Raw genomic sequence first — 26,216 nt, forward strand, 5'->3', positions numbered from 1 at the left:
AGTTGATGTCACCGGGGCCCTGCTGTTGTCGTACGGCGCTACTGCGCCAGCACCGCTTCCGCGTCCAGCGTCGTGCCGACCGCCTGCAGGACGGCCGCGATCTTGAAGGCCTCCTGGATGGTCTCGCGGTCGACGCCCGCCTTGCGGAGCACCTGCTCGTGCGAGTCGAGGCACTGGCCGCAGCCGTTGATCGCGGAGACCGCGAGCGACCACAGCTCGAAGTCGACCTTCTCGACGCCCGGATTGCCGATGACGTTCATCCGCAGGCCCGCGCGGAGCGTGCCGTACTCGGGGTCGGAGAGGAGGTGGCGCGTCCGGTAGAAGACGTTGTTCATCGCCATGACCGCAGCGGCGGACTTGGCGGCGGTGTACGCCTCGGGGGACAGGTTCGCCTTGGCCTCCGGCTCCAGCTCGCGCAGCACCTTCGGCGAGCGCGAGGCGATCGCGCAGGCCAGAACGGTGCCCCAGAGCTGCTGCTTCGGGAGGTCCGAATTGCCGATGACCGAGCCGAGGTTCAGCTTCAGGTCCTTGGCGTAGTCCGGTATGGCGGACTTCAGTTCGTCGAGTGCCATGTCAGATCACTCGCCCGACAGGAGCGCGACCGGGTCCAGGGTGTTCTCGCCCTTGGTCCAGTTGCACGGGCACAGCTCGTCCGTCTGGAGCGCGTCGAGGACCCGGAGGACCTCCTTCGGGTTACGGCCGACGGAACCCGCGGTCACCATCGTGAACTGGATCTCGTTGTTCTGGTCGACGATGAAGACGGCGCGCTGCGCGAAGCCGTCCTCGCCTTCGATGCCGAGGTCGCGCATGAGCTCGTGCTTGGAGTCCGCGAGCATCGGGAAGGGCAGGTCGGTCAGGTCCGGGTGGTCCTTGCGCCAGGCGTGGTGCACGAACTCGGAGTCACCGGAGAAGCCGAGGACCTGCGCGTCACGGTCGGCGAACTCCTCGTTCAGCTTGCCGAAGGCGGCGATCTCGGTGGGGCACACGAAGGTGAAGTCCTTGGGCCACGCAAAGACGATCTTCCACTTGCCCTCGTAGGTCTTGTGGTCGATCTGCGCGAACTCCTGGCCCGCTTCGAGGGAAACGCAAGCGGTCAGGTCGAACGGGGGGAACTTGTCACCGACAGTGAGCACGCGCTCTCCTTGCACAGTTAGGAATACCCTTTTGGGGCTTTTCCTGGGGGGTTGGACGGCTCACAGCGTGACACAAGGTGCATTGATCACGGAAATAGCTAGACTCGGTCGTGGTGATCGGAGGTGCCTATCAGTGGCCACAGTAAGTAGGAGCAGGCCGGGCAAGCAGCCGAGCCTGGCGCAGCTGCGGGCCTTCGCGGCGGTGGCCGAGCATCTTCACTTCCGCGATGCGGCGGCGGCGATCGGGATGAGCCAGCCCGCCCTGTCGGGGGCGGTCTCGGCGCTGGAGGAGACCCTCGGCGTACAGCTCCTGGAGCGCACCACGCGCAAGGTGCTGCTCTCGCCGGCCGGGGAGCGGCTGGCCGTACGGGCGAAGGCGGTGCTGGACGCGGTCGGGGTGCTGATGGAGGAGGCGGAGGCGGTGCGGGCGCCCTTCACCGGGGTGCTGCGGCTCGGGGTGATCCCGACGGTGGCGCCGTATCTGCTGCCGACGGTGCTGCGTCTCGTACGGCGCGAATACCCGGAGCTCGATCTGCAGGTGCACGAGGAGCAGACGTCCTCGCTCCTGGAGGGGCTGGGGGCGGGGCGGCTCGACCTGCTGCTGCTCGCGGTGCCGCTCGGGGTGCCGGGGGTGGCCGAACTCCCGCTGTTCGAGGAGGACTTCGTGCTCGTGACGCCCCGGGACCACTGGCTGGCGGGCCGGGAGGACGTGCCGAGGGAGGCGCTCAGGGGGCTGGACCTGCTGCTGCTCGACGAGGGGCACTGTCTGCGGGACCAGGCGCTGGACGTCTGCCGTGAGGTCGGGAGGAGCGACGGGGCGGCGGTCACGACGACGGCGGCCGGGCTGTCCACGCTGGTGCAGCTGGTGGCGGGCGGGCTCGGGGTGACGCTGCTGCCGCGTACGGCGCTGCGGGTCGAGACGGGGCGCAACGACCAGCTGGCGACGGCGTACTTCGCGGACCCCGCACCGTCCCGCCGCATCGCGCTGGCGATGCGGGTGGGGGCGGCGCGGGGCGAGGAGTTCGAAGCCTTCGCGGCGGCACTGCGCGAGGCGATGCGGCCGCTGCCGGTGTGGCTGAACTGAGCCCCTCAAGGAGGGGGTCCCCCGGCTACTCCGTGCGGAGACCGTCCGGCCGCATCAGCCGCCAGAGCGGCGGCAGGCTCAGCAGCGTGACCAGGAGTACGACGCCCGCGCCGATCCCCGTCATCGCCGCCACCGCGGTCCAGTCGACCGCGACCGTGTGCCCCACCATCCCCAGCAGGATCGCGCCGAGCCCCAGACCCACTCCCGTGGACAGCGCCAGCCCCAGCGCGACCGGGATCGCCGTCTGCCAGAGCACCGACCAGCTCATCGTCGAGCGCCGCGTCCCGAAAGCCACCAGCGCCGCCAACAGCCGCTTGCGGTCGCGGAGTTGCTCCAGAGTCGACACCAGCAGGCTCACGCCGATCAGCAGCAGGACCCCGGCGGTGCCGATGTACAGGCCCCGCCGCACCGACGCGAAGCGGTTGGACTCCTCCGTGTCGGTGAGCAGCCGCACATCGTAGAGCGGTGAGATCCGCGCGACGGTGTTGCGTGCCTGGTCGTCCGCGTCACCCACCCCGGGATCCAGGCTCAGGAACATCTTCCGGCTGATCCGACCCGCATCGAGCGCCGGCAGCGCCCCCGGGGTGAGCACCAGGCCGCCCCCGTCCGTGCCTCCGTCGGGCGACTTCCGTACGGGCACGGTCCGGATGTCCGCCGGTACGGTCCAACCCATCGGCGAGGCGCGCGACTTGTCCGTCGGGAGGAGGTCCGAGCCGCTGATGTACACCTTGTGGCCGGGCTTGGCCATCTCGACCGCACCCTGGTCCCAGCCGCCCGTCACGGCGAAGACGTCGCCGTCCTTGCAGGAGCCGATGCGCGCGATCTCGCGCAGCGAGGCGCAGTCGCCGACGGTGAGGTTGCTGTACGTCTCGGGGGACTTGGCCTTCGTCGCCACCGAGGCGTTGCCGAGCGTGGCCACCGAGCGCACCCCGTGCGTGGACCGCAGTTTCGCCGCGATGTCCTTGCTCTCGGCCGCGCTGCCGTTGATGCCGTACACGGACATCTGGGACCGGGAGAGATCGGCGCCCGTCGGCTTGGTGTAGTCCCCGTCGATGCCCGCGAACAGCATCTGCAGGGCGATCGCCCCGGCGACGGCGACGGCGATCCCGTTGACCGTCCTGGCCGCCGTGCCACTGGTCAACTGGAGTCGGCGCACCGCCAGTTGCCAGGCCGTCGTGCCCCCTCCGAGTCGGTTCACCACGGCTTCCACCACCCAGGGGAGCAGGGCGACGACCCCGATGAGGAGCAGCGTCGTACCGCCGATGACCTGGGCCTGGTTGAAGCGGCCGCTGTTGCGGCCCTGGCCGATCATCGGGGCGAGCAGGGCGAGTCCGGCGGCGGGGAGCAGCAGCCTCCACCACAGGCGGCGACGGCGTGCGGTCGCGGTCCGTACGACACCGAGCGGCTCGATCACCACTCCGCGCATCGACAGGAGCGTCACACCGACCGCCGCCGCCGGCACGGCGAGCGCGACGAGCACGGCGAGCCCGGGGGAGGGGTCCACGTCGGCGGGGAAGAGGTTGATCCCCGCGACGGTCATGTCACCGATGAACTGCCGCCCCAGGAAGAAGAATCCGGTCCCCAGGACCAGGCCGACGAGCGATCCGGCGAGGGCCTCGCCCGCCGCGATGCGCCGTGTCGTCCGCGCGTCCGCGCCCACCAGGCGCAGTGCGGCGAGCCTCCGGTCGCGGCGGTCGCCGCCGAAGCGGACGGCGGCGGCGATGAAGACGGCCACCGGCATCAGCAGCACGATGAAGATGATGACGACCAGGAGCGCCATCACCGGGTCCATGGGCTCCCGCTGCTGGATGCCGCCGTAGGAGCTGATCCGCCGGACCTCGCCCCCGCCCAGCGGGAGGCTGTCCGCGTCCGCGCCTGCGTAGTAGGCGAGTTCATGCGGGCCGAGCAGTCCGCTGTCGGAGATCGTCCCGACGTCCTTGTACGGGATGCGCTCGCGCAGGAGCTTGCCCGCAGAGGTGTCGAGGAGCGTCTTGAGGTCGGGCGAGACGACCATCTCACCGGTCGCCGGAAGGGCCGTGAGGCCGGGCGGGACGGGTGCGTCGGCGCTCTCGCCGTGCACGAGCCGGCCGCGGACGTCCTTCTTTCCGTACTGCGTCTCGGTGACCGCCTGCAGGGTCGTGTCCCCGCGCTTGTCGGTCATCTGCGCCGTGAAGTCGTCGCGCGCCTGGCTGCGTGCGTCGCGCGCGGACAGTGCACCCGGCACCGCGGTCGTGAAGAGCAGTACGGCGACTCCGAGGCCGACGCCGACGGCGGTCAGCAGGGTGCGCAGCCAGCCCTCGCGACCGCCCGCGACGCCGAACTTCGCGCCTATGGCGAGGTCTCTGCCCCACGCGGCCGCACTCATGAAGTGAACTCCAGGTCACGGGACTTGCCGTCCCGTACGACGATCTCGCGGTCCGAGTAGGCGGCGACCCGCGGCTCGTGGGTGACCAGGACGACGGCCGCGCTGGTGGAGCGGGCGGCCTGGGTGAAGAGCTCCATGACGCGCTCGCCGTTGAGCGAGTCGAGCGCGCCGGTCGGCTCGTCCGCGAAGAGGACCCGCGGTGAGGTGACCAGGGAGCGGGCGACGGCGACGCGCTGGCCCTGGCCGCCGGAGACCTCGCCAGGACGCTTGCCGCCGACGTCCTGGACTTCGAGTCGCTCCAGCCACTCCGCGGCCCGGCGCTCGGCCTCCTTGCGCTTCACGCCGTTGAGGCGGAGCGGCAGTGCGACGTTCTCGACGCAGGTCAACTCGGGTACCAGCTGGCCGAATTGGAAGACGAAGCCGAAGTCGCTGCGGCGCAGCGCGGAGCGCTCGGCGTCCGCCATCGAGGACAGCTCGCGGCCGTTGTACGTGATGACCCCGGCGTCGGGGCGGACGATGCCGGCGAGGCAGTGCAGCAGCGTCGACTTGCCGGAGCCCGACGGCCCCATCACCGCCACGATCTCACCGGGGTGGATGGAGAAGGACGCGCCGTCCAGGGCGGGTGTCGGCCCGTACGTCTTGTGCAGGTCCTTGGCGACGAGCAGGGATCCGGCGGGGGTCATGAACGTACCTCCGTGGCGAGCTGGTTCAGCCGGGCCGCGGTCAGTTCCAGCCAGCGCAGATCGGCTTCGAGGTGGAACAGGGCGTGGTCGCAGATCAGTTGGTCGGCGAGGTCCCCGCGGCGCTTGCGGTCGGTGAGGATGCGCATGAGGCGCAGGTGCTCGCCCCGCTGGGTGTCGAGGAGGTCGGCGGCGCTGCGGTCGGTCAGCAGGGCCAGGACGACCTTGGTGTAGAGCGTCGACTGGAGGTAGGGCTCGGGCTTCTCGGGCTGCGCGAGCCACTGGTCGACGTCGCTGACGCCGGCCTCGGTGATGGCGTAGCGCTTGCGCTCGGGACCGCCGCCGGCCTCGATGCCGTCGACCTCGACGAGGCCGTTCTTCAGCAGGCGCGACATGGTCGAGTAGACCTGGCCGTAGTGCAGCGGGCGGTCGTGCCCGAACTTCTCGTCGAAGGCGCGCTTGAGGTCGTAACCATGGCGCGGTCCGGACTCCAGGAGCCCGAGCAGGGTGTGGCCGATTGACATGCCAAGCACTATACACACCACGTATACCCGCAGTGCATAGTGGCAGACTTTTGCGACATTTCGTACGTGATCGGTCAACTTCGGTCGGGGTTGGCAACCTTGTGTGCGCTTCGCTCGTCGGTTCCCTAGAGACAGGTGCTGATTGTCACGTACGGAAAAGTACGGATCAGCCGTCCTTTGTCCGTACGTGCGGTGTTAGCTTGCGAGCTGAGCTGAGCCGACCTGGCAGACCTGGCTGAGAAGAAGGCGGAGCGTACAGAGCGATGGGCCGTGCAGAGGAGCGACGAGCCCGGCAGAGCGGGGCGCGCCGGGGGAAGCCGAAGAAGTCCGGCATACGCCGGCTCTTCACCTGGAAGAAGATGCTGGGCACGTTCTTCGGAATAGTCCTGCTCGGCATGGCCGCCTTCATCGGGCTCTATCTGTACGTCGACGTGCCCACCGCCAACGCCCAGGCCGAGCAGCAGAGCAACGTCTACAAGCTCGCCAACGGCAAGGTGATCGCCCGCACGGGAGAGATCAACCGCGAGAAGGTCGGCCTCGACCAGGTCCCCGGGGATGTCCAGAAGACCTTCGTCGCCGCCGAGAACAAGTCGTTCTACGACGACAACGGCATCGACCTCAAGGGCCTGGCCCGCGGCCTCTACAACACGGCCAGCGGCAAGGGCAAGCAGGGTGGCTCGACCATTACCCAGCAGTACGTGAAGAACTACTACCTCAGCCAGGACCAGACCGTCACGCGCAAGCTCAACGAGCTGGTGATCGCGCTCAAGGTCGACCGGAAGTTCTCCAAGGAGGACATCCTGTCCGGCTACATCAACACCAGTTACTACGGCCGCCAGGCGTACGGAATCCAGGCCGCGGCCCAGGCGTACTACGGCATCGACGCCAAGAAGCTGAACGTCGCGCAGGGCGCCTATCTCGCCTCGCTGCTCCAGGCGCCGAGCCAGTACGACTGGCAGGCGGCCACCGCCGAGGGCAAGCGCCTTGTCACCAACCGCTGGAACTACACCCTCAACAACATGGTCGACAAGAACTGGCTGAGCGCCTCCGAGCGTGCGTCCCTGACGAAGCTGCCGATCCCCAAGGCGCCCAAGGCCGAGTCCGGCCTTAAGGGCGAGACCGGCTATCTGGTCAAGGCCGCGAAGCAGGAGATGATGGCATCCGGCATCTCCGAGCAGGAGATCGACGCCGGCGGCTGGACGATCACGCTCAACATCGACGCCACGAAGCAGGCGGCGCTGGAGAAGACGATCAAGCAGCAGGTCACCGACAAGCTGAAGCCCAAGGAACGGAAGGTCGACGCGGACCTCCAGGCGGGCGCGGTCTCCGTCGACCCGCACACCGGGGCGATCCTGGCGCTGTACGGCGGCACGGACTACCTCAAGCACGAGTTCAGCAACGCCAAGCGCACCGACTACCAGCCCGCCTCCACCTTCAAGCCGCTGATCCTGGCGGCCGCGCTGGAGAACAACGCGAAGACGCAGGATGGCGAGTCGATCACCGCGGACACGAAGTACAGCGGCAAGAGCAAGCGGCCGGTGGAGGGGAGTGACATCGCCTTCGATCCGCCCAACGAGGACGACGTCAGCTACGGCAACGTCACCGTGCAGACCGCCATGAACAAGTCGATCAACTCGGTGTTCGCGCAGATGGGCGTGGACGTCGGGCTCGACGAGGTCAGGAAGCTGGCTGTCGACCTCGGTCTCAGCCGGATGGAGAAAGCCGATGACGTGCCCGCGATGACGCTCGGTTCGTACGGCGCGAGCCCCATGGAGATGGCCGGGGCGTACGCCACCTTCGACAACCACGGCAAGAAGGTCACGCCCACCATCATCAAGACCGCGACGCACGCGGGCCGTGAGTCGTACTCGAAGATGAAGGACGCGATCGGCGACCAGGTGGTCAGCCGGTCGACGGCCGACGCGCTGACCTCCGTGCTGACCGGTGTGGTCGACGAGGGCACCGGCAAGGTCGTCAAGAACAAGGACCAGCAGGTGGCGGGCAAGACCGGTACCTCCGACAACAACAAGTCGGCCTGGTTCACCGGCTACACGCCGAATCTGGTGACCTCGGTCGGCCTCTTCGGTGAGGCGGCCACTCCGCGCACGGTGGACGGCCAGAAGATCAACAAGGGCGGCCAGGTCACCATGAGCGGTGCCGCCGGCAGCCCCACGGGCCGTATCAACGGTGGTGGCTTCCCGGCGCAGATCTGGGCGGCGTACACCTTCGGACTCGACCTGGACAAGGCCGAGTTCGACCTGGACACCGACCAGGGCGCCGCGGTGGAGCCGAGCTTCACGCCGTCCGAGACGCCGTCGAACACCCCGTCCGAGACGCCGTCCCACACCGCGAGCCGGCGCCCGTCGAACACCCCGTCCGAGACGCCGTCGGAGACCCCGTCCGAGACGCCGGTCGAACCGGACCCGGGGCAGACCAGCAGCGGGCCGCCGGACCCCGGCGGGAGCAGCAGCGCGCCGCCGCCGAACCCGGGCGGCAGCCAGAACGCCGACGAAGGCTGACGGCACCGGCACAGCACGACGGAGCCCCCGCAGCGATGGCTGCGGGGGCTCCGGTGCAGGCGAGTGCGTGCGGCCTGCTCAGCCGCCGTTCGCCTTGGCGGCGATCCTGTCGCCGACCTCCTTGTCGATGTTGCGCCAGTACTGCAGCGCACGCTCCAGGACCGGCCCCGAGACGCCCTGGGCCAGATGTCCGACGACATTGCCCACCAGCCGCTCGCGCGCCGCGTCGTCGAGCACCTGGCGCACCTGGGTGCCCGCCTGGCCCCAGTCGTCGTCCTCGCGGCGCAGCGTGTACGCCTGGCGGACCATCTCGCCCGCCGACTCCCAGCCCGCGACCGCGCCGAAGCGCGCGGTATCCGCGGCTGGGCCGCCGTAGGAGTTGGGTGCGTACGGACGTGCCGCGTTCGACGCCTCGAAGCGCATCGGGCCGTCCTTCGCGTACGAATTGACCGGCGAGCGCGGCCTGTTGGGCGGCAGCTGCGTGTAGTTCGGGCCGATCCGGTAGCGGTGCGCGTCGGGGTACGAGTGGAGCCGGCCGAGCAGCATCTTGTCCGGCGAGGGGCCGATGCCCGGCACCAGGTTCGACGGCTCGAAGCTCGCCTGCTCGATGTGGACGAAGTAGTCCTCGGGGTTCTTGTTCAGGGTCATCCGGCCGACGTCGATCAGCGGGTAGTCGCCGTGCGGCCACACCTTGGTCAGATCGAAGGGGTTGAAGCGGTAGTCGGCGGCGTCCTCGAAGGGCATGACCTGCACCTTCAGCGACCAGGTGGGCGCATCACCGCGCTCGATCGACTCGAAGAGGTCGCGGCGGTGGTAGTCGGTGTCGCAGCCCGCCATGTCGTCGGCGTCCTGCTGCGTCAGGAACTCGATGCCCTGGTCGGTCTTGAAGTGGTACTTCACCCAGAACCGCTCGCCGCCCGCGTTGACCCACATGTAGGTGTGCGAGCTGTAGCCGTTCATGTGCCGGTAGCTCTTGGGGATGCCGCGGTCGCCCATCAGCCAGGTGACCTGGTGTGCGCTCTCCGGCGACAGCGTCCAGAAGTCCCACTGCATGTCGTTGTCGCGCAGACCGTTGTCGGGGCGGCGCTTCTGGCTGCGGATGAAGTCCTGGAACTTGATCGGGTCACGGACGAAGAAGACCGGGGTGTTGTTCCCCACCAGGTCGTAATTGCCGTGCTCCGTATAGAACTTGAGGGCAAATCCGCGGGGGTCGCGCCAGGTGTCGGGCGATCCCTGCTCACCGGCGACCGTCGAGAACCGCGCCAGCATGTCGGTCCGCCGGCCCGGCTGGAAGAGGTCCGCCGAGGTGAACTGACTGACGTCATTGGTCACTTCGAACGTGCCGTACGCTCCCGAGCCCTTGGCGTGCACCACCCGCTCGGGGACCCGTTCGCGGTTGAACTGGGCCATTTTCTCGATGAGGTAGTGATCCTGGAGCAGGATGGGCCCGTCGGGGCTCACGGTGAGCGAGTGTTCGTCGCTCTCCACTGGAATGCCGACGTTGTTCGTGGTGTACGGGGCCTTCTGCGATGCCTCGGTCACGAGCGTCCTCCCGTCGATAGGGGGTGTGAGGTCGCTATGTCCGACTTCCCCAGTCAACGCTGCCGACACATGGTCGGCAACATCTGGACCTCACCGCAGGCGTCACCGCAGCCGTCACCCCAGGGGCAGCTCGAACCACACCACCTTGCCGGTCGAGAGCCGGGTGGCCCCCCACCGCTTGGCCAGCCGGTTCACCAGGAAGAGCCCCCGGCCGCCCTCGTCCGTCTCGCGGGCGCGCCGCTGGCGGGGGAGCTGGGGTGCGTCGTCGCCGACCTCGCAGCGCAGTACGTCCGTACGCAGCAGGCGCAGCGTCACCGGCCGCTCCGCGTACCGCACCGCATTGGTCACCACCTCGCTGACCAGCAGCTCCATCGAGTCCGACAGCTCCTCCAGACCCCAGCGCTGGAGTGCCTTGCGGGCGAGCCTGCGGGCCCGTCCCGGCGCCTGCTCCTCCGGGTCGAGGTACCAGTACGCGACGTCGCTCGGCGCGATCCCGTCGAAGCGGGCCGCGAGCAGCGCGATGTCGTCGTCCCGGTCGCCGGGCCCGAGCATGTCCAGGACGTCGTCGCAGAGCGCTTCGAGGGGCGGCGGATGGTCGGGTCCTGTCAGCTGGGCGGTGGCCGCCAGGCGCTCCCGCAGCTGCTCGATCCCTGTCCACACGTCACGCAGCCGGGACTCGACGAGCCCGTCGGTGTAGAGCAGCAGGGTCGCGCCCGCGGGTGCGTCCAGCTCGACCGCCTCGAAATCGACCCCGCCGACCCCGATCGGCGCCCCGGGCGGGACGCGCAGCACCTCGGCGCGGCCGCCCAGGTGCAGCAGTACGGGCGGCGGATGCCCGGCGTTGGCGATGGTGATGCGGTGGGCCACCGGGTCGTAGACGGCGTACAGGCAGGTCGCCATCCGGTCCGAGCCGAGCCGCTGGGCCTGCTCGTCGAGGTGGTGCAGTACCTCGGCGGGCGGGAGGTCCAGCTGCGCCAACGTCTGGGCGGTGGTGCGGAGTTGACCCATGATCGCGGCTGATGTCATGGAATGCCCCATGACGTCCCCGACGACCAGCGCGACCCGGCTGCCCGGCAGCGGGATGGCGTCGTACCAGTCGCCTCCGACGCGTGCCGTCTCGGCGGCGGGCAGATAGCGCGAGGCCAGCTTCACGCCGGTCGGCTGGGGGAGGGAGTCGGGCAGCATGGTGCGCTGGAGCTCGTCGGCGATGTACGCCTCGCGTCCGTACAGCACGGCCTTGTCGATCCCGAGCGCGGTGTGCGTCGCCAACTGGGCTGCCACGAGAAGGTCGTTGGGCTCGAAGGCGGGCCCCTCGGGGCGCCGGATGAAGACCGCGGCGCCGATCACACGGCGCCTGCCGCGCAGCGGGGCGAGGATCGTACGGTGCCCGGTCGGGACCGGGTGGCCGCCGCCGAGCAGCTCGGGCAGTGCGGCGCGGGCGGCCGCGGAGTCGCCGAAGACCGGGCGTACGCCACGGAGCACTTCGGCCAGCGCGCCTCCGGAACGGACCTCGCAGAGCTCGGCCGCCAGGGGCTCGAGCGTCTCCGCTGCCTCGTCGGGATCCCTTTCCTCAGGTAAACGCAGCCGGTCGGTGCGGCGCAGCCGCAGCACGAACGGGGTCACCGGGCGCTCGTCGCCCACCGGCAGCGGATCCCGGAGGAAGACGAGTATCGCGTCCGAGAATGTCGGCACGGTCGCCCGGCAGAGCCCGAGCACGATCTCGTCGAGGTCTATGCCGCGCGCGATCCGTCGCGTCGCCGCCCCCACGAAGCGCAGCCTGTCGCCTTCGGGGCGTGCGGGGGCCGCGGGCGCGGGGATGGCCGCCGCCGCCGTGGCCGCGGCGACGTCCTTGGCGGCTTTGGCGGACACGGCCGCGCCGGACTCGTCCGTCTCCTGGCGCGGCCGGGTACGTTCAAAGGGCCTGGCAGCGGTGCTGGGCTGCCGGCCTTCGTGGGAGGTGGAGTGCTCCGTCACGCGTGGGGTTCCGTCCGTCCGGGGCAGGTGTGCGGTGCAACCGCTTCGTGAGGTCGTATACCCGCTGTCATGGCCGCACCCCCCTGTAGTGACATTCGGTCAGTTGGTGCACCGCGCCCGGTGGTTCGTTGTACGGCGCAGCCTTACGGAAGCCGATCCTACGTTTGCACCCCGGGGGCGCATCAAGGGTCTCACGCAGGCATATGCGCCGGGGCGCTATCCCAGTCCTTCGGCAGCTCGGGAACCGGCCATCGCGCATCGGGCCGCCAGTTCTCCCATCCGTCGGAGAACGGCGCGCCCCAGGACTCGACGGTCGCGACCGCGGCCCGCCCCGCCTGTTGTACGCGCAGTGCCTCGTCCGCGTTCATCAGCCCGTCGCGCTGGGCCTGCGCGAACTCGTCCTCGTCCAGCCAGCGCCAGCTGCGGTCGGGCTCCACGGCGATGTCCAGAAAGTGGTCCACGGAGTCGACGCCGCCGGCCCAACGGGTGCGCGGCGACTCCAGGTTCACGTACCAGTTCTTGAATCGCCACCCGCGATCCCAGAACAGCCACACCGACCAGGGCTCCCCGGGCCGCGCCAGTTTCAGCACGCCCATGCCGAACCACTGGGAGCGCTCGGTGGTACGGGGCTTGGTGTAGCGGGTGGCGAGTGGCTCGCGGTGCACGGGGGTGCCGTCGGCCAGCACGGGCCGTACGCACTCGGTGCCGGGCGCCATCCACACGGCGAGGAGATCGTCGGTGTCCTGGACGACGGTGACGGGCCGGCAGATGTGCGGGTCGCCGGAGGCGTGCCCGCGGTAGCGCCAGAGGATGTGATCTCCGGGCGCCCAGTGCTGATTACCTCCGGTGCCTGTCATGCGGAGATCTTAGTGAGAGTGGGGTCCGGTGTGCTGCGATCCACGTCACCAGGTGCGGCCCCGTTCCTCGCGTCAGGGCCGTGTCATGCGCAGGACGTCCAGGGCCTCGTCCAGCTGGGCCTCCGTGAGGTCGCCCCGCTCCACGTAGCCGCCTTCAAGGACCGCCTCGCGGATCGTCTGGTTCGCGGCCAGCGCCCGCTTGGCCACCTTCGCCGCCTCCTCGTACCCGATGTACTTGTTCAGCGGCGTCACCACCGACGGCGAGGACTCCGCGTACTCCCGTGCCCGTTCCACATGCGCCGTGATCCCGTCCACCGTCCGGTCCGCCAGCAGCCGCGAGACATTGGCGAGCAGCCGCACCGACTCCAGCACGTTCTTCGCGATCACCGGCAGCATCACATTGAGCTCGAAGTTGCCCGCGGCCCCTGCCGCGGCCACCGTCGCGTCGTTCCCCGTCACCTGTGCGGCGACCATCAGCACCGCCTCGGGGATCACCGGGTTGACCTTCCCCGGCATGATCGAGGAGCCCGGCTGCAGATCCGGGAGCGAGATCTCCGCCAGGCCCGTGCGCGGCCCCGACGCCATCCACCGCAGATCGTTCGAGATCTTCGTCAGGCCGACCCCGATCACCCGCAATTGTCCGGACGTCTCCACCAGACCGTCCCGCGCACCCTGTGCCTCGAAGTGGTTGCGCGCCTCGGTCAGCGGCAGGCCCGTCGCCCGCGCGACCTCCGCGATGACGGCGGCCGAGAAGCCGGGCGGGGTGTTGATGCCGGTGCCCACCGCCGTTCCCCCGAGCGGGAGTTCGGCCAGTCGCGGCAGGGACGCGGAGAGCCGCTCGACGCCGTACCGCACCTGCGCCGCGTACCCCCCGAACTCCTGGCCCAGCGTCACCGGCGTCGCGTCCATCAGATGCGTACGCCCCGACTTCACGACCTCCGCGAACTCCTCGGCCTTGCGCTCCAGGGCCAGCGCCAGGTGCTCCAGCGCCGGGATCAGATCGGCTGTCACGGCGGCCGTCGCCGCGATGTGGATCGAGGAGGGGAAGACGTCGTTGGACGACTGGGAGGCGTTCACGTGGTCGTTCGGGTGCACGTCGCGGCCCAGACGCTCGCCCGCCAGCGTCGCCACGACCTCGTTCATGTTCATGTTGGAGGAGGTGCCCGAGCCGGTCTGGAAGACGTCCACCGGGAACTGGTCGTCCCAGCGCCCGTCCGCGACCTCCCCGGCCGCCTCCGCCACCGCCCCGGCGATGTCCTTGTCGAGGACCCCGAGATCCGCGTTGACCTTCGCGGCGGCCGCCTTGATCCGGGCCAGCGCCTCGATGTGGGCGCGCTCCAGGCGCTGCCCCGACACGGGGAAGTTCTCCACCGCGCGCTGGGTCTGGGCCCGCCATTTGGCGTCGGCCGGCACCCGTACCTCACCCATGGAGTCGTGCTCGATACGGAACTTCTCGGTCATCGTCGTACCTCCTTCTGGAGCAGCAACCGTCCGGTAGTGGATGTTCCCGTCCGGCGTTACGTTCGATTTATGATCGGAATACTCTCCGTGGTCGCCACGGCACTCGCCGTGACTCTCGCGCCCACCCAGCAGAGCCAGAACGCGGACGCCATACGCGCGTACTGGACCCCCGAGCGGATGCACGAGGCGATAGCCGCCTCCGATCCTGCCCCGGCCTCCGCGGACCCGGCCCCGCCGGACGGTGTCCCCTGGGTGCTGGGCAGGGGCTCCGTCCGTCAGGTGGGCCGTCTCTTCATGGTCCTGCCCACCGGACAGAAAGCCACCTGCACCGCTGCTGTCGTCGACTCCCCGAACCGCGACACCATCGCCACTGCGGGGCACTGTGTCCACCTCCACGCGTACGGCGGCTTCATGAAGTCGCTGCTGTTCGTGCCGGGGTGCGACAGGGACGACTGGCCCCACGGCGGGTTCACCGCCCGCTCCGTGGGCATCGCCCCGGCCTGGGCGGACAAGGAGGACCACAAGGCCGACTTCGCGTTCGTCGCGCTCGACACCGACGTGAAGAACCGCCATGTCCAGGACGTGGTCGGCGCCCGGAAGGCGGTCTTCGCCCCGGTGGCGGGGGAGAAGACGGCGCTCGGGTACCCGTATGTGAAGCCGTACGACGGGGAGATCCTCCAGTACTGCTCCGGGCCCACCACCCCGATCCACGACTCCCGCCTCGCCGGCGGCGAGCAGCTCAAGCCGTGCCGGATGACGAACGGCGCGAGCGGCGGCCCCTGGTACGCGCGCACCCCGAAGGGCGAGGACGTCCAGGTGGGGGTGACGAGTGCGCGGCAGACCTCGGCGGGGGCCGGCGACGAGGCGTGGGGGGCGATGTTCGACGGCGCGGCGCGTCGACTCCATGACGAGCAGGGCCGGTTGTAGCGGTACGGCGGCAGGGCCCGGGTGCCTGTCCCCGCACCCGGGCCCCGCGCTACGTCGCGAAGACGAAGAGCGTGAAGACGAAGAACAGACCGATCAGGACCGGCCAGTACAGCAGCGTCGGGAGCAGGTTGTCCTTCCACTCCAGCGCGCGGAATTTCGTCTCGGACCCGATCAGGATGGCGTTGGCGAAGATCCCCATGATCACGATGTACTGGGCGATCGCGAAGTACTCCAGATAGGTGAGCGAGGTGTCCCCGGCGATCTCCCGGATCTGCGTCTGGTCCACCACCACGACCAGCAGCAGCGACACCGAGAACGAGATCGCCGTCCAGGTGGAGAAGCCGAAGCGAGGGTTCTTGTTGTCGTCCTTCGTGACGGCTAGACAGATTCTTCTGCGGGCCATGAGGGTGGGGATTCCTTCCGCACGGGACACACGAAGCACGCGTGAGTCCCACCCTCAGACAAGTGATCACCCTCCGCAATCGATGAACTGCGGAGGGTAATCCATTGGTGGAGCCACAGCCTTACGCGAGCCCGGGGCCTCGCACCGCTCTTCCACGCCGCGCTCGCACTGCTCGGCCCTTGGGGGCCACCGCTCTTCCACGCCGCGCTCGCACTGCTCGGCCCGTGGGGCCTCCCAGGCTTCGCGCGGCTGCGTCGGACTCCGTCCGCCGAGCGGTTACGCGAGCCCGGGGCCCCGCACCGGGATGCTGGTGAAGGTGGGGGCCGGGGCGGGTTCCGTGAAGAAGTCGTTTCCCTTGTCGTCGACCACGATGAACGCGGGGAAGTCCTCGACCTCGATCTTCCAGACCGCTTCCATGCCGAGCTCCTCGTACTCGACGACCTCGACCTTCTTGATGCAGTCCTGCGCCAGCCGCGCCGCCGGGCCGCCGATCGAGCCCAGGTAGAAGCCGCCGTGCGCGTCGCACGCGTCCGTGACCTGCTTGCTCCGGTTGCCCTTGGCGAGCATCACCTTGGAGCCGCCCGCCGCCTGGAACTGCTCGACGTAGGAGTCCATACGGCCGGCCGTGGTCGGGCCGAAGGAGCCGGAGGCGTAGCCCTCGGGGGTCTTGGCGGGGCCCGCGTAGTAGACCGGGTGGTCCTTCAGGTACTGGGGCATCTCCTCGCCCGCGTCCAGCCGCTCCTTGATCTTGGCGTGCGCGATGTCGCGGGCGACGACCAGCGGGCCGTTGAGGGAGAGGCGGGTCTTGACCGGGTACTTGGAGAGCTCGGCCAGGATCTCGTCCATCGGCTGGTTGAGGTCGATCTTGACGACGTCGCCGGCCTCGTCGAGGTGCTCGTCCGTCGTCTCCGGGAGGAAGCGCGCCGGGTCGCGCTCCAACTGCTCCAGGAAGACGCCCTCGGCGGTGATCTTCGCCAGCGCCTGGCGGTCCGCCGAACAGGAGACGGCGATCGCCACCGGCAGCGACGCGCCGTGGCGCGGCAGGCGCACGACCCGTACGTCGTGGCAGAAGTACTTGCCGCCGAACTGCGCGCCGATCCCGATCTTCTGGGTCAGCTCGAAGACCTTCTGCTCCAGCTCGACATCGCGGAAACCGTGGCCGGTCGCCGAGCCCTCGGTGGGCAGCTCGTCCAGGTAGTGCGCGGAGGCGTACTTCGCGGTCTTCAGGGCGAACTCGGCGCTCGTGCCGCCGACGGTGATCGCCAGGTGGTACGGCGGGCACGCGGCCGTGCCCAGGGAGCGGATCTTCTCCTCCAGGAACTTCATCATGGACGCCTCGTTGAGGACGGCCTTCGTCTCCTGGTAGAGGAAGGACTTGTTGGCCGAGCCGCCGCCCTTGGCCATGAAGAGGAACTTGTACGCGCCGCCGTCGGTCGCGTACAGCTCGATCTGCGCGGGCAGGTTCGAGCCGGTGTTCTTCTCCTCCCACATGGTGATCGGCGCCATCTGCGAGTAGCGCAGGTTGAGTTGGGTGTACGCGTCGAAGATGCCCCGCGACAGGGCCTCCTCGTCGCCGCCCTCGGTCAGGACGTTCTGGCCGCGCTTGCCCATGACGATCGCGGTGCCGGTGTCCTGGCACATCGGGAGGACCCCGGCTGCCGCGATGTTCGCGTTCTTGAGGAGGTCGAGCGCGACGAACTTGTCGTTGCCCGAGGCCTCGGGGTCGTCGATGATCTTGCGCAGCTGGGCGAGGTGCGCCGGCCGCAGGTAGTGCTGGATGTCGTGGATGGCCTCGGCGGAGAGCTTGCGCAGTGCCTCGGGGTCGACCTTGAGGAACGTACGGCCGTCGGCCTCGAAGGTGGAGACACCGTCGGCGGTCACCAGCCGGTACGGCGTGGTGTCCTCTCCCAGCGGGAGCAGATCGGAGTACGCAAACTCTGGCATTACGGCCATTCCTCACTCGGCAGACGGCGCCCGGCCCCCATTGGCCCGGCGCCCACCAGCGTAGAACCCCGCGGACCCGGTCCGTCTGTGAGGTAAGGCTCACCACGGGGTAGTCGCGATCTATCGCGTTTGGGTACGCTGGGTCGGTGGACCTCGAAAAGCACCCCCACCCGCCCCAGGCGCCGACGGCCCCGGCCGCACCCACCGCGCCTGTCGCCCAGGCCGCGCCCGTCGCGCAGGCCGCACCCACCGCGCCCGGCCTCCGCGCCTCCGACGCCGACCGCGACCGCATCGCGGACATCCTCAGGGACGCCCTGGCCGAGGGGCGCCTGACCGCCGAGGAGCACGCCGAGCGCATCGACTCGGTCTACCGCGCCAAGACCGTCGGTGAACTGCAGCCGCTGGTCGAGGACTTGCCCGCGCCCGGCGGCGGCCGGCGCGACCAGACCGCCGCCCCCTGGGCGCAGGCCGATCCGAACGTTCCCGTCACCGCGGAGAGCCTGATCGCGGTCTTCTCCAGCTCGACCCGCAAGGGCCGCTGGCGCATCGGGGCCCGTACGAAGGCCTTCTCGCTCTTCGGCAACATCGAGATCGACCTCACCGAGGCCCTCTTCGAGCAGCGCCTCACCGTCATCGACGCCACCTCCATCTTCGGCAACGTCGAGATCACCGTCCCGGAGAACATCTCGCTGCGCGGCAGCGGCACCGGGATCTTCGGCAACTTCGAGGTGGAGAACCTGGAGTCGGAGAATCCCGAGGCTCCGGTCGTCGTGGTCAACGGCTACTCGGTCTTCGGGAACATCGAGGCCAAGCCCAAGCGCGGCAAGTTCGTCACCGACCTGCACAAGCGGCTGGAGAAGCACCTCGACAAGCACCTGCGAAAGCACCTGGGCTGAAGCTTTCGCGTTTGTAGGAACGTGTGCACATCGGAACTCAGTGCATAGGCGCGCGTACAGCGGGTAGGGAGTGCTGCATCGTCTCTCGCTCGCGAAGCCGTCGTCAGGAGTAGACCGTGCTGCATCCGCCGTACCAGTCCGTGCAGGTCGCCGCCGTCCCGCCGCAGCGAGGTCCTGCGCGTGAGGATCAGGCCGGCCCCTGGCATGCGGAGGCGGTGTGCCGCCGGGACGAGGCGGGCCTCTTCTTCGCCCCGTCCAAGGAGCCGACGGCCGCCCGGCTGGCCCGGGAAGAGGCGGCGAAGCGCGTCTGTGCGCGCTGTCCCGTGATGGTCGACTGCCGGGAACACGCCCTGCTCCAGCCCGAACCGTACGGAGTCTGGGGAGGTCTGACCGCCGCCGAGCGCCGCGTCGTGCTGGCCAGGCGCCGCCGCCGTGAAGTCGAGCTGAGGAGCGCCGCGGCGGATCACATCGCCCAAGCGGGCTGAGACAGAGCCGAGTTGGCAGTTCTGCCAGGGAAGGGACGCCCGGACGGCCGGGTGTCCCTTCCCTGTGTGCTGCCTGTGCATACGCTCCCTTGACCGGGAGATGACCGGATCGGGATTCAGCCAACACCCCTGAAGCGGCAAGGATCTACGCGCGTAACCCCTTCTGTCAGACCAGCCCTCCCCGTCCCACAGGAGACGTGCATGCCGATCGACCGCCGCGCATTCATCAACAGGACAGCCGTGACCGGGGCCGCCATGGCCATCGCCACCACAGCAGGAACCACCGCCGCGAGCGCCGCGCCGGCGGGTAACCCGGAGAAGGCGGCGAAGCCGAAGAAGACGCACTCCTTCTCCATCCTCGGCACGACCGACCTGCACAGCCACGTCTTCGACTGGGACTACTACACGGACGCGGCGTACAAGGACAGCGCGGGCGACGCGGTCGGCATCGCCAAGGTCGCCACCCTGGTGAAGAAGCTGCGCGCCGAAAAGGGCGCCGACCGCTGTCTGTTGGTCGACGCCGGCGACATCATCCAGGGCACCTCGCTCGCGTACTACTTCGCCCGCGTCGACCCCATCACCGGCAAGGACGGCAGGCGCGGCCCCAAGCACCCGATGGCGCTCGCCATGAATGCCATGCGCTACGACGCCGCCGCGCTCGGCAACCATGAGTTCAACTACGGCATCCCGCTGCTGCGCACCTTCGAGAAGCAGCTCGACTTCCCGCTCCTGGGCGCCAACGCCCTGGACGCCAAGACGCTGCGCCCCGGCTTCCCGCCATACGCCGTCAAGCGGCTGCGCGTCCACGGCGGCCCTGACGTCAAGGTCGGCATCCTGGGGCTCACCAACCCCGGGATCGCCCTGTGGGACAAGGACAACGTCGCCGGGAAGATGACCTTCCCCGGCCTGGTCGAGCAGGCGAAGAAGTACGTCCCGCGGCTGCGCGCGCTCGGCTGCGACGTGATCTTCCTGACCGACCACTCCGGTCTCGACGGCTCGTCCTCGTACGGCGATTCGCTGCCGTACGTCGAGAACGCGTCGAACCTGGTCGCCGAGGAGGTCCCCGGCATCGACGCGATCCTCGTCGGCCACACCCACACCAACGTCCCCACATACACCGTCGCCAACAAGGAGACGGGCAAGAACGTCGTGCTCTCCGAGCCGTTCTGCTACGGCAAGCGGCTCTCGGTCTTCGACTTCGAACTGGAGCTGGAGCACGGCCGCTGGAAGGTCACCTCCGTCACCTCCGACACGCTCCCCACCGAGCAGGAGGACGAGGACCCGGTCATCACGCGCCTCGTCAAGGCGGACCACGACGCGACCGTCGCCTACGTCAACACGGCCATCGGCACCTGCACCGAGGACCTGTCGGCCGCTGAGGCGTGCTGGAAGGACGTCCCGGTCATGGACTTCATCCAGAAGGTCCAGATGGACACGGTGACCGCAGGTCTCTCGGCCGCCGACGCCGCCCTGCCGATGGTCTCCATCGCCGCGCCCTTCAGCCGCACCGCGGACATCCCGGCGGGCGACGTGACGATCCGCGACATCGCCGGGCTCTACACGTACGACAACACGCTGTACGGAAAGAAGCTCACCGGCGCCCAGCTCAAGGACTACCTGGAGTACGCGGCGAAGTACTACGCCCAGGTCCCGGCGGGCACGAAGGTCGACACCGCGACCCTCACCAACGCCAACAGCTTCTGGGACTACATGTACGACACCATGGCCGGCGTCGCGTACGAGATCGACATCGCCCAGCCGGTCGGCTCACGCATCAAGAACCTCACCCACAACGGCGCGGCGATCGACGACGCCCAGGTCTTCGTTATCGCGGTCAACAACTACCGTGCCAACGGCGGCAGCGGCTATCCGCACATCGCGACCGCCGAGATCGCCTTCTCCTCCACCACCGAGATCCGCCAGACGATGATCGACTACGTGATCGCCAAGGGCGCCCTCGACCCGAAGGACTTCGCGGTCTCCAACTGGAAGCTGACGCAGGCGGGCACGCCGGTCTTCTAAGAAGGTCCCGGGTACGCAAAAGGGGCGCCCCACCGCACAGGGGGCGCCCCAAGTCGCTTACCGGCGCTGCTACTTCGCGCGGTCGAAGTCGATCTGGCTGTACGCGCGCAGCTTGGAGAGGCGGTGCGTCGAGTCGATCCTGCGGATCGTGCCCGACTTGGACCGCATCACCAGCGACTCGGTGGTCGCGGTCTCCGCGCGGTAGCGCACGCCGCGCAGCAGCTCGCCGTCGGTGATCCCGGTGGCGACGAAGAAGACGTTGTCGCCGCTGACCAGGTCGTTGGTCGAGAGCACCCGGTCGAGATCGTGGCCGGCGTCGATCGCCCGCTGCCGCTCGGCCTCGTCCTTGGGCCAGAGCTTGCCCTGGATGGTGCCGCCGAGGCACTTGATCGCGCACGCGGAGATGATGCCCTCGGGGGTGCCGCCGATGCCCATCAGCAGGTCGACGCCGGTCCCTTCCCGTACGGCCATGATCGACCCGGCGACGTCGCCGTCCGAGATGAACTTGATCCGCGCGCCCGTCTCGCGGATCTCCTTGACCATGCCCTCGTGGCGCGGCCGGTCGAGGATCATCACGGTGACGTCTTCGGGGCTGGAGTTCTTCGCCTTGGCCACGCGCCGGATGTTGACCGAGACCGGGGCGTTGATGTCGACGAAGTCGGCTGCCTCGGGTCCGGTGACCAGCTTCTCCATGTAGAAGACGGCGGACGGGTCGAACATCGTCCCGCGGTCGGCGGCCGCGAGCACCGCGATGGCGTTCGGCTGGCCCTTGGCGTTCAGCGTCGTCCCGTCGATCGGGTCGACGGCGATGTCCACCTCGGGGCCGGTGCCATCACCGATGTGCTCCCCGTTGAAGAGCATCGGCGCTTCGTCCTTCTCGCCCTCGCCGATGACGACGACGCCGTTCATCGAGACGGTGGAGACCAGGGTGCGCATGGCATTGACGGCCGCGCCGTCCGCGCCGATCTTGTCGCCGCGCCCGACCCATCGCCCGGCGGCCATGGCGGCGGCCTCGGTGACCCGTACGAGCTCCAGGGCGAGGTTGCGGTCGGGGGCCTCGGGAGAGACCTCGAGCTGGGAAGGAAGCTGATGCTCGGTCATCGGCACGCACCTTTCTGATACGACGACGGCCGTATGTAGATGTTGAGGGTTCGTTCGATTCTATCGTTTGGGCGATAAAATGAGCAGGGGCCCCCACGTATGAGCACAGTCACCACCTGAGACCATGGGGCACATGGCAGGTGCGCGAAAGCAGACAGTCCGGGGTGCGGTGCAGTCCCTGGCGGTGATCGGGGTGATCGTCGCGGGGATCTACGTGTTCGTCCCGCACGACGACAAGGCGAGTCCGATCAAGAAGCCGACCGATTACCGGGTCGAGCTCCTGCAGGCGCGGCGCTACGCCGGGTACCCGGTGGCCGCACCGGAGGGCCTGTCCAAGGAGTGGCGCGCGAGCTCGGTGACGTACGACGGGAAGAACGGCAAGGCCTGGCACCTGGGCTTCGTCGACCCGGACGACCAGTACGTGGCCATAGAGCAGTCGGCGGTGACCGGGGCTGCGGCGGACAAGTACGCCCGCGCGGTGAGCCAGCAGGCGAAGAAGACCGCGCAGACGCAGCAGGTCAACGGCGAGACCTGGCAGCGCTGGGAGGGCTCGCACTACGACGCCCTGGTGCGCCTGGACAAGGGGTCCACCACGGTGGTGACCGGCACGGCGTCGTACGAGCAGCTGGCGAAGATGGCGGCGGCGCTGCGCACGAAGTGAAGCGAAGCCAAGACGCGTGTACGCGAAAGAGGCGGCCACCCCGGGACCGGGGGTGACCGCCTCTTTCGCGAGTGAGCGGGGGCTCAGACGGTGGTGATGACCTCGTCGAGCTCCAGGCGCGGGGAGCGCGGGAACCAGGCGTCCTCGCCCGGCTTGCCGATGTTGATGATCATCAGCGGGGTGTGGTCGTCGTCCAGGAACTCCTTCTGGACACCGGCGAAGTCGAAGCCCGTCATCGGGCCCGCGGCCAGACCGGCGGCGCGGACGCCGACGATGAAGTAGCCGGCCTGCAGGGTGGCGTTGACCAGGGCGGCCTGCTCGCGGACCGGGCGCTCGGAGAAGAACATGTCCTTGGCCTGCGGGAAGTGCGGGAGCAGGGCCGGGAGCTCGTCGTGGAACTCGTTGTCGGCGGAGAGGATCGCGACCAGCGGGGCGGTGGCGGTCTTGGGCTGGTTGCCCTCGGCCATCAGGTTCACCAGGCGCTCGCGGGCCTCGGGGGAGCGGACCAGGGTGATGCGCAGCGGCGACTGGTTGAAGGCGGTCGGCCCGAACTTGACCAGGTCGTAGATCGCCTGCACCTGCTCCTCGGTCACCGGCTCGTCGGTGAAGGTGTTGGCGGTGCGGGCCTCGCGGAACAGGAGGTCCTGGGCGGCGGGGTCAAGAACGAGGGACATCTGTCGTACCTTCCGGACGTGCGTGTGCATCAAGCGATGCTCCGACTGTACGACGCAATAGATTAAGTTTCAACTAAACCCGTCCCCGAGTGAGCGGCCTCACAGGCCACGCCTCCTGAGCTGGGGTTACTCCTCCCCAGTGTCCTCCTTCAGCGCCGCGTTCAGGCGCGCCCGTGCTCCGTCCAGCCAGCGGCGGCAGACCTTGGCCAGCTCCTCGCCGCGCTCCCAGAGGGCGAGCGACTCCTCCAGGGTGGTGCCGCCTGCCTCCAACTTCCGTACGACCTCGATCAGTTCGTCCCGCGCCTGCTCGTACCCCAGGGCCGTTTCCGCTGTTTCCGCAGTCTCGGTCTTCGCCATGATCTCCACCTAGTCCTGTGCCGTCACTGTCACGTTCAAGTCGCCCCCGGCCACCCGGGCCCGCAGCACGTCCCCGTCCCCGACCTCCGCCGGGTCCCGTACGACCGCACCGTCCGCACGCTGCAGCACCGCATAGCCGCGCTCCAGCGTCGCCGCGGGCGAGAGTGCCACCACCCGGGCCCTGGTGTGCGAGAGCTCGGAGTCCGCGCGGTCCAGGAGGTGCCCCAGCGTGCGCCGGCTGCGCTCCACCAGCGCGTCCACCACCGCCTCGCGCTCCTCCACCATCCGCTGCGGCCGCTCCATGGAGGGCCGGGCCAGCGCGGCGGCCAGCCCCCGCTCCTCCCGGTCGAGGGCCCCCTGGACGGTGCGCAGCGCCCGGTCGCGCAGCCCCTGCACCCGGTCCAGCTCCTCCCCGACATCGGGGACGACCTTCTTCGCCGCGTCCGTCGGGGTCGAGGCCCGCAGGTCCGCCACCAGGTCGAGCAGCGGGGAGTCGGGCTCGTGGCCGATCGCGGAGACGACCGGCGTACGGCACGCGCCCACCGCACGCACCAGCTGCTCGTCCGAGAACGGCAGCAGATCCTCCACGCTCCCGCCGCCGCGCGCCACGATGATCACGTCGACCTCCGGCAGCGCGTCCAGCTCCTTCACCGCCTGGACGACTCCCGGCACCGCGTGCACCCCCTGGACCGCCACGTTCCGCACCTCGAAGCGGACGGCGGGCCAACGCCGCCGCGCGTTCTCCAGGACATCGCGCTCGGCCGCCGACGCACGCCCCGTCACCAGCCCGATCAGCTGCGGCAGGAACGGCAGCGGCTTCTTGCGGTCCAGTGCGAAGAGGCCCTCCGCCGCGAGGGTCTTCTTCAACTGCTCCAGGCGGGCGAGCAGTTCACCGATGCCCACCGGCTTGATCTCCACGGCGCGCAGCGACAGCTGCCCCCGCGGTGCGTACCACTCGGGCTTCGCGTGGACGACGACCCGCGCGCCCTCGGTCACCACATCGGCGACCGCGTCGAAGACCTGCCGGAAACAGGTCACGCCCACCGAGATGTCGTGCGACGGGTCGCGCAGCGTCAGGAAGACGACCCCTGCCCCGGGACGCCGGGACAGCTGCGTGATCTGCCCCTCGACCCAGACCGCGCCGAGGCGGTCGATCCACCCCCCGATGAGCCGCGAGACCTCGCCGACGGGCAGCGGCGCATCCGCACTCGTATTCAGAGCCATACGGGAAGGCTAGCCGTCCGCACTGACAGGACGTCCCAGCTGAACGGCGAGCACCACCAGTCCGATCCCCAGCCAGATCAGCCCGACGACCTGCGCGGTCCCCGTCGCCTCCACGATCACCGCGATGGTGATCGCCGCACCCAGCACCGGCACCAGCACATGCCGCCACCAGATGACGGGGCCCTCCATCTTCCGTACGGCGAACCAGCCCACCACCGAGGCGTGCAGCAGCACGAAGGCGGTCAGCGCCCCGACGTTGACCACCGAGACGAGATGGTCCAGACCGTCGTCGCGCCGGGCCGCCCACACCGCGGCCACCAGCGTCACGGCCGCGGCCAGCAGCAGTGCGACCCGCGGCACCCCGGACGGGCCGTCCACCTTCGACAGCACGTGCGGCAGCCGCCGGTTCCTGGCCATCGCGAAGAGCAGCCGTCCCGCCGCGGCCTGCCCGGCCAGCGCGGCGAAGGCGGCGCCGATCGCCTTGGACACCGCGACGAGGTCGTGCAGCCAGCCGCCCACGGCCGCGTCCACCGTGGTGTAGAACGCATCCCCCTGGGCAGCGGGATCGGCGGCCAGCTGGGCGGAGGAGACCGGTTCGAGTACGGCCGCCAGATAGGTCTGCGCGATGAACAGCACGCCCGCCAGGACCAGGCAGAACAGCACCGCCCGCGCCACCTTCGCCGACCCCCCGGTCACCTCCTCGGCGAACGAGGCGATCGCGTCGAAGCCGAGATACGACAGGACGGCCACCGACACCGCCCCCAGGACCGCGCTCATCGAGAACCCGATGTCGCTGGTGAACGGCGTCATCAGCCCCCGGGTCGCCCCGCCCTGCGAGATCTCCACCAGCGCGGCCACCACGAAGACGAGGAGCACCACGATCTCCATGGCGAGCACCGCGAAGCCGACCCGCGCGGCCGCCCGAACGCCCCACAGGTTCAGCAGCGTCGTCACGACGACGGCGATCGCGGTCCACACCCAGCGCGAGACGGACGGCACCAGCGCGTTCATCGCGATCCCGGAGAAGAGATACGCGACGGCCGGGATCAGCAGATAGTCCAGCATCGCCATCCACCCGGCGATGAAACCGGGCCCCTCGCCGAGGCCCTTTCGGGCGTACGCGAAGACCGAACCCGTCTTGGGGATGACCCGCACCATCTGTGCGTAGCTGAAAGCGGTGAACGCCATCGCCACGGTCGCGACCAGATAGACCAGCGCCACCGCGCCGTGCGACTTGGCGTCGAGCGTGCCGAAGACGCCGACCGGGGCCATGGGGGCGATGAAGAGCAGCCCGTAGACGACCAGGTCCCGGAAGCCGAGGTTCCGTCGCAGCGTCCCGGTCTCTTCACTGTCTGTGCTCTTGCCCGTGCTCATGCGTCACAG

23 protein-coding genes are annotated in these 26,216 nt (G+C 69.3%); 7 read left to right on the plus strand and 16 right to left on the minus strand.

All coding sequences use genetic code 11. From position 1 onward, the window contains the following. Window positions 1-38: 38 nt before the first annotated feature. On the minus strand, window positions 39-572 hold the full coding sequence (locus AB0H78_RS31495) for an alkyl hydroperoxide reductase (RefSeq protein ID WP_363238082.1): 534 nt from the start codon (window positions 570-572) through the stop codon (window positions 39-41). A 6-nt stretch (window positions 573-578) separates the two neighbouring features. Further along, complete coding sequence (locus AB0H78_RS31500; RefSeq protein ID WP_363238083.1) at window positions 579-1,133, minus strand: peroxiredoxin; 555 nt, start codon at window positions 1,131-1,133, stop codon at window positions 579-581. A gap of 133 nt (window positions 1,134-1,266) precedes the next feature. On the opposite strand from AB0H78_RS31500, the gene AB0H78_RS31505 reads away from it, so the two are divergent. Further along, window positions 1,267-2,217 carry a hydrogen peroxide-inducible genes activator gene (locus tag AB0H78_RS31505; protein WP_363238084.1) on the plus strand — a complete coding sequence of 317 codons (951 nt, stop codon included), beginning with the start codon at window positions 1,267-1,269 and terminating at the stop codon, window positions 2,215-2,217. 25 nt (window positions 2,218-2,242) lie between these two features. On the opposite strand, the gene AB0H78_RS31510 is transcribed toward AB0H78_RS31505, so the two are convergent. Genes AB0H78_RS31510 through AB0H78_RS31520 form a run of 3 tightly spaced genes read right to left on the minus strand, consistent with a single transcriptional unit; the run spans window position 2,243 to window position 5,786 of the window. Further along, a complete protein-coding gene (locus AB0H78_RS31510) occupies window positions 2,243-4,582 on the minus strand; it encodes an FtsX-like permease family protein (protein WP_363238085.1) in 2,340 nt (779 codons plus the stop codon). Then, entirely contained in the window at window positions 4,579-5,265 is a 687-nt protein-coding gene (locus AB0H78_RS31515) for an ABC transporter ATP-binding protein (RefSeq protein ID WP_363238086.1), read from the minus strand. Before AB0H78_RS31515 ends, AB0H78_RS31510 begins: the two co-directional genes overlap by 4 nt. Beyond that, on the minus strand, window positions 5,262-5,786 hold the full coding sequence (locus AB0H78_RS31520; RefSeq protein WP_363238087.1) for a PadR family transcriptional regulator: 525 nt from the start codon (window positions 5,784-5,786) through the stop codon (window positions 5,262-5,264). The genes AB0H78_RS31515 and AB0H78_RS31520 overlap by 4 nt, the downstream gene beginning before the upstream one ends. Window positions 5,787-6,049: 263 nt before the next feature. Here AB0H78_RS31520 and AB0H78_RS31525 point away from each other — a divergent pair, with 263 nt between their 5' ends. Then, window positions 6,050-8,305, plus strand: coding sequence for a transglycosylase domain-containing protein (locus AB0H78_RS31525; RefSeq protein WP_363238088.1), 2,256 nt, complete (start codon window positions 6,050-6,052; stop codon window positions 8,303-8,305). Window positions 8,306-8,383: 78 nt separating this feature from the next. Here AB0H78_RS31525 and AB0H78_RS31530 read toward each other — a convergent pair whose 3' ends face one another. From AB0H78_RS31530 to AB0H78_RS31545, 4 genes are all read right to left on the minus strand, one after another. Beyond that, window positions 8,384-9,847: a catalase gene (locus AB0H78_RS31530; RefSeq protein WP_363238089.1), complete on the minus strand. Its 1,464-nt coding sequence runs from the start codon at window positions 9,845-9,847 to the stop codon at window positions 8,384-8,386. A 114-nt stretch (window positions 9,848-9,961) separates the two neighbouring features. Further along, on the minus strand, window positions 9,962-11,821 hold the full coding sequence (locus AB0H78_RS31535) for a SpoIIE family protein phosphatase (protein ID WP_363238090.1): 1,860 nt from the start codon (window positions 11,819-11,821) through the stop codon (window positions 9,962-9,964). A 191-nt stretch (window positions 11,822-12,012) separates the two neighbouring features. Then, entirely contained in the window at window positions 12,013-12,678 is a 666-nt protein-coding gene (locus AB0H78_RS31540) for a DUF402 domain-containing protein (RefSeq protein ID WP_363238091.1), read from the minus strand. 72 nt (window positions 12,679-12,750) lie between these two features. Next, window positions 12,751-14,139, minus strand: a complete 1,389-nt coding sequence (locus AB0H78_RS31545) for a class II fumarate hydratase (RefSeq protein ID WP_363238092.1) — start codon at window positions 14,137-14,139, stop codon at window positions 12,751-12,753. A gap of 69 nt (window positions 14,140-14,208) precedes the next feature. Between AB0H78_RS31545 and AB0H78_RS31550 the strand changes: the two genes are divergently transcribed. Further along, window positions 14,209-15,066, plus strand: coding sequence for a trypsin-like serine protease (locus AB0H78_RS31550; protein ID WP_363238094.1), 858 nt, complete (start codon window positions 14,209-14,211; stop codon window positions 15,064-15,066). 49 nt (window positions 15,067-15,115) lie between these two features. Here AB0H78_RS31550 and AB0H78_RS31555 read toward each other — a convergent pair whose 3' ends face one another. Continuing rightward, the gene (locus AB0H78_RS31555) at window positions 15,116-15,469 is read right to left on the minus strand and encodes a hypothetical protein (protein WP_363238095.1); all 354 of its coding nucleotides are present in this window, start codon (window positions 15,467-15,469) and stop codon (window positions 15,116-15,118) included. A gap of 276 nt (window positions 15,470-15,745) precedes the next feature. Continuing rightward, window positions 15,746-17,413: a fumarate hydratase gene (locus AB0H78_RS31560; RefSeq protein WP_363238096.1), complete on the minus strand. Its 1,668-nt coding sequence runs from the start codon at window positions 17,411-17,413 to the stop codon at window positions 15,746-15,748. A 146-nt stretch (window positions 17,414-17,559) separates the two neighbouring features. Between AB0H78_RS31560 and AB0H78_RS31565 the strand changes: the two genes are divergently transcribed. From AB0H78_RS31565 to AB0H78_RS31575, 3 genes are all read left to right on the plus strand, one after another. Beyond that, window positions 17,560-18,309, plus strand: coding sequence for a DUF1707 domain-containing protein (locus tag AB0H78_RS31565; RefSeq protein ID WP_363238097.1), 750 nt, complete (start codon window positions 17,560-17,562; stop codon window positions 18,307-18,309). A 116-nt stretch (window positions 18,310-18,425) separates the two neighbouring features. Further along, the gene (locus AB0H78_RS31570; protein ID WP_363238098.1) at window positions 18,426-18,794 is read left to right on the plus strand and encodes a WhiB family transcriptional regulator; all 369 of its coding nucleotides are present in this window, start codon (window positions 18,426-18,428) and stop codon (window positions 18,792-18,794) included. Window positions 18,795-18,995: 201 nt separating this feature from the next. Then, complete coding sequence (locus AB0H78_RS31575) at window positions 18,996-20,816, plus strand: 5'-nucleotidase C-terminal domain-containing protein (RefSeq protein WP_363238100.1); 1,821 nt, start codon at window positions 18,996-18,998, stop codon at window positions 20,814-20,816. 69 nt (window positions 20,817-20,885) lie between these two features. Here the strand turns inward: AB0H78_RS31575 and glpX are convergent, their stop codons facing one another. After that, window positions 20,886-21,917, minus strand: a complete 1,032-nt coding sequence (glpX, locus tag AB0H78_RS31580) for a class II fructose-bisphosphatase (RefSeq protein WP_363238101.1) — start codon at window positions 21,915-21,917, stop codon at window positions 20,886-20,888. Between the two features lie 133 nt (window positions 21,918-22,050). Between glpX and AB0H78_RS31585 the strand changes: the two genes are divergently transcribed. Further along, on the plus strand, window positions 22,051-22,578 hold the full coding sequence (locus AB0H78_RS31585) for a DUF4245 domain-containing protein (protein ID WP_363238102.1): 528 nt from the start codon (window positions 22,051-22,053) through the stop codon (window positions 22,576-22,578). An 83-nt stretch (window positions 22,579-22,661) separates the two neighbouring features. Here AB0H78_RS31585 and AB0H78_RS31590 read toward each other — a convergent pair whose 3' ends face one another. The 4 genes from AB0H78_RS31590 to AB0H78_RS31605 all read right to left on the minus strand — a co-directional run bounded on the left by AB0H78_RS31590 (window position 22,662) and on the right by AB0H78_RS31605 (window position 26,207). After that, entirely contained in the window at window positions 22,662-23,252 is a 591-nt protein-coding gene (locus AB0H78_RS31590) for a malonic semialdehyde reductase (RefSeq protein WP_363238103.1), read from the minus strand. Between the two features lie 126 nt (window positions 23,253-23,378). Further along, window positions 23,379-23,609 (minus strand): exodeoxyribonuclease VII small subunit, encoded by a 231-nt coding sequence (locus tag AB0H78_RS31595; RefSeq protein ID WP_363238105.1) that lies wholly within the window; start codon window positions 23,607-23,609, stop codon window positions 23,379-23,381. Between the two features lie 9 nt (window positions 23,610-23,618). Continuing rightward, the gene (gene xseA / locus AB0H78_RS31600; protein ID WP_363238107.1) at window positions 23,619-24,833 is read right to left on the minus strand and encodes an exodeoxyribonuclease VII large subunit; all 1,215 of its coding nucleotides are present in this window, start codon (window positions 24,831-24,833) and stop codon (window positions 23,619-23,621) included. 9 nt (window positions 24,834-24,842) lie between these two features. Continuing rightward, window positions 24,843-26,207 carry an APC family permease gene (locus AB0H78_RS31605; protein WP_363238108.1) on the minus strand — a complete coding sequence of 455 codons (1,365 nt, stop codon included), beginning with the start codon at window positions 26,205-26,207 and terminating at the stop codon, window positions 24,843-24,845. Window positions 26,208-26,216: the final 9 nt, after the last annotated feature.

The sequence above is a fragment of the Streptomyces sp. NPDC050738 genome, from assembly GCF_040654175.1.
Lineage (GTDB): Bacteria > Actinomycetota > Actinomycetes > Streptomycetales > Streptomycetaceae > Streptomyces.

Coding starts and splice junctions, on each gene's coding strand:
- AB0H78_RS31495 (WP_363238082.1), bottom strand. CDS start 572: ATGGCACTCGACGAACTGAAGTCCGCCATACCGGACTACGCCAAGGAC.
- AB0H78_RS31510 (WP_363238085.1), bottom strand. CDS start 4,582: ATGAGTGCGGCCGCGTGGGGCAGAGACCTCGCCATAGGCGCGAAGTTC.
- AB0H78_RS31515 (WP_363238086.1), bottom strand. CDS start 5,265: ATGACCCCCGCCGGATCCCTGCTCGTCGCCAAGGACCTGCACAAGACG.
- AB0H78_RS31520 (WP_363238087.1), bottom strand. CDS start 5,786: ATGTCAATCGGCCACACCCTGCTCGGGCTCCTGGAGTCCGGACCGCGC.
- AB0H78_RS31525 (WP_363238088.1), top strand. CDS start 6,050: ATGGGCCGTGCAGAGGAGCGACGAGCCCGGCAGAGCGGGGCGCGCCGG.
- AB0H78_RS31540 (WP_363238091.1), bottom strand. CDS start 12,678: ATGACAGGCACCGGAGGTAATCAGCACTGGGCGCCCGGAGATCACATC.
- AB0H78_RS31545 (WP_363238092.1), bottom strand. CDS start 14,139: ATGACCGAGAAGTTCCGTATCGAGCACGACTCCATGGGTGAGGTACGG.
- AB0H78_RS31550 (WP_363238094.1), top strand. CDS start 14,209: ATGATCGGAATACTCTCCGTGGTCGCCACGGCACTCGCCGTGACTCTC.
- AB0H78_RS31555 (WP_363238095.1), bottom strand. CDS start 15,469: ATGGCCCGCAGAAGAATCTGTCTAGCCGTCACGAAGGACGACAACAAG.
- AB0H78_RS31560 (WP_363238096.1), bottom strand. CDS start 17,413: ATGCCAGAGTTTGCGTACTCCGATCTGCTCCCGCTGGGAGAGGACACC.
- AB0H78_RS31575 (WP_363238100.1), top strand. CDS start 18,996: ATGCCGATCGACCGCCGCGCATTCATCAACAGGACAGCCGTGACCGGG.
- glpX (WP_363238101.1), bottom strand. CDS start 21,917: ATGACCGAGCATCAGCTTCCTTCCCAGCTCGAGGTCTCTCCCGAGGCC.
- AB0H78_RS31585 (WP_363238102.1), top strand. CDS start 22,051: ATGGCAGGTGCGCGAAAGCAGACAGTCCGGGGTGCGGTGCAGTCCCTG.
- AB0H78_RS31590 (WP_363238103.1), bottom strand. CDS start 23,252: ATGTCCCTCGTTCTTGACCCCGCCGCCCAGGACCTCCTGTTCCGCGAG.
- AB0H78_RS31595 (WP_363238105.1), bottom strand. CDS start 23,609: ATGGCGAAGACCGAGACTGCGGAAACAGCGGAAACGGCCCTGGGGTAC.
- xseA (WP_363238107.1), bottom strand. CDS start 24,833: ATGGCTCTGAATACGAGTGCGGATGCGCCGCTGCCCGTCGGCGAGGTC.
- AB0H78_RS31605 (WP_363238108.1), bottom strand. CDS start 26,207: ATGAGCACGGGCAAGAGCACAGACAGTGAAGAGACCGGGACGCTGCGA.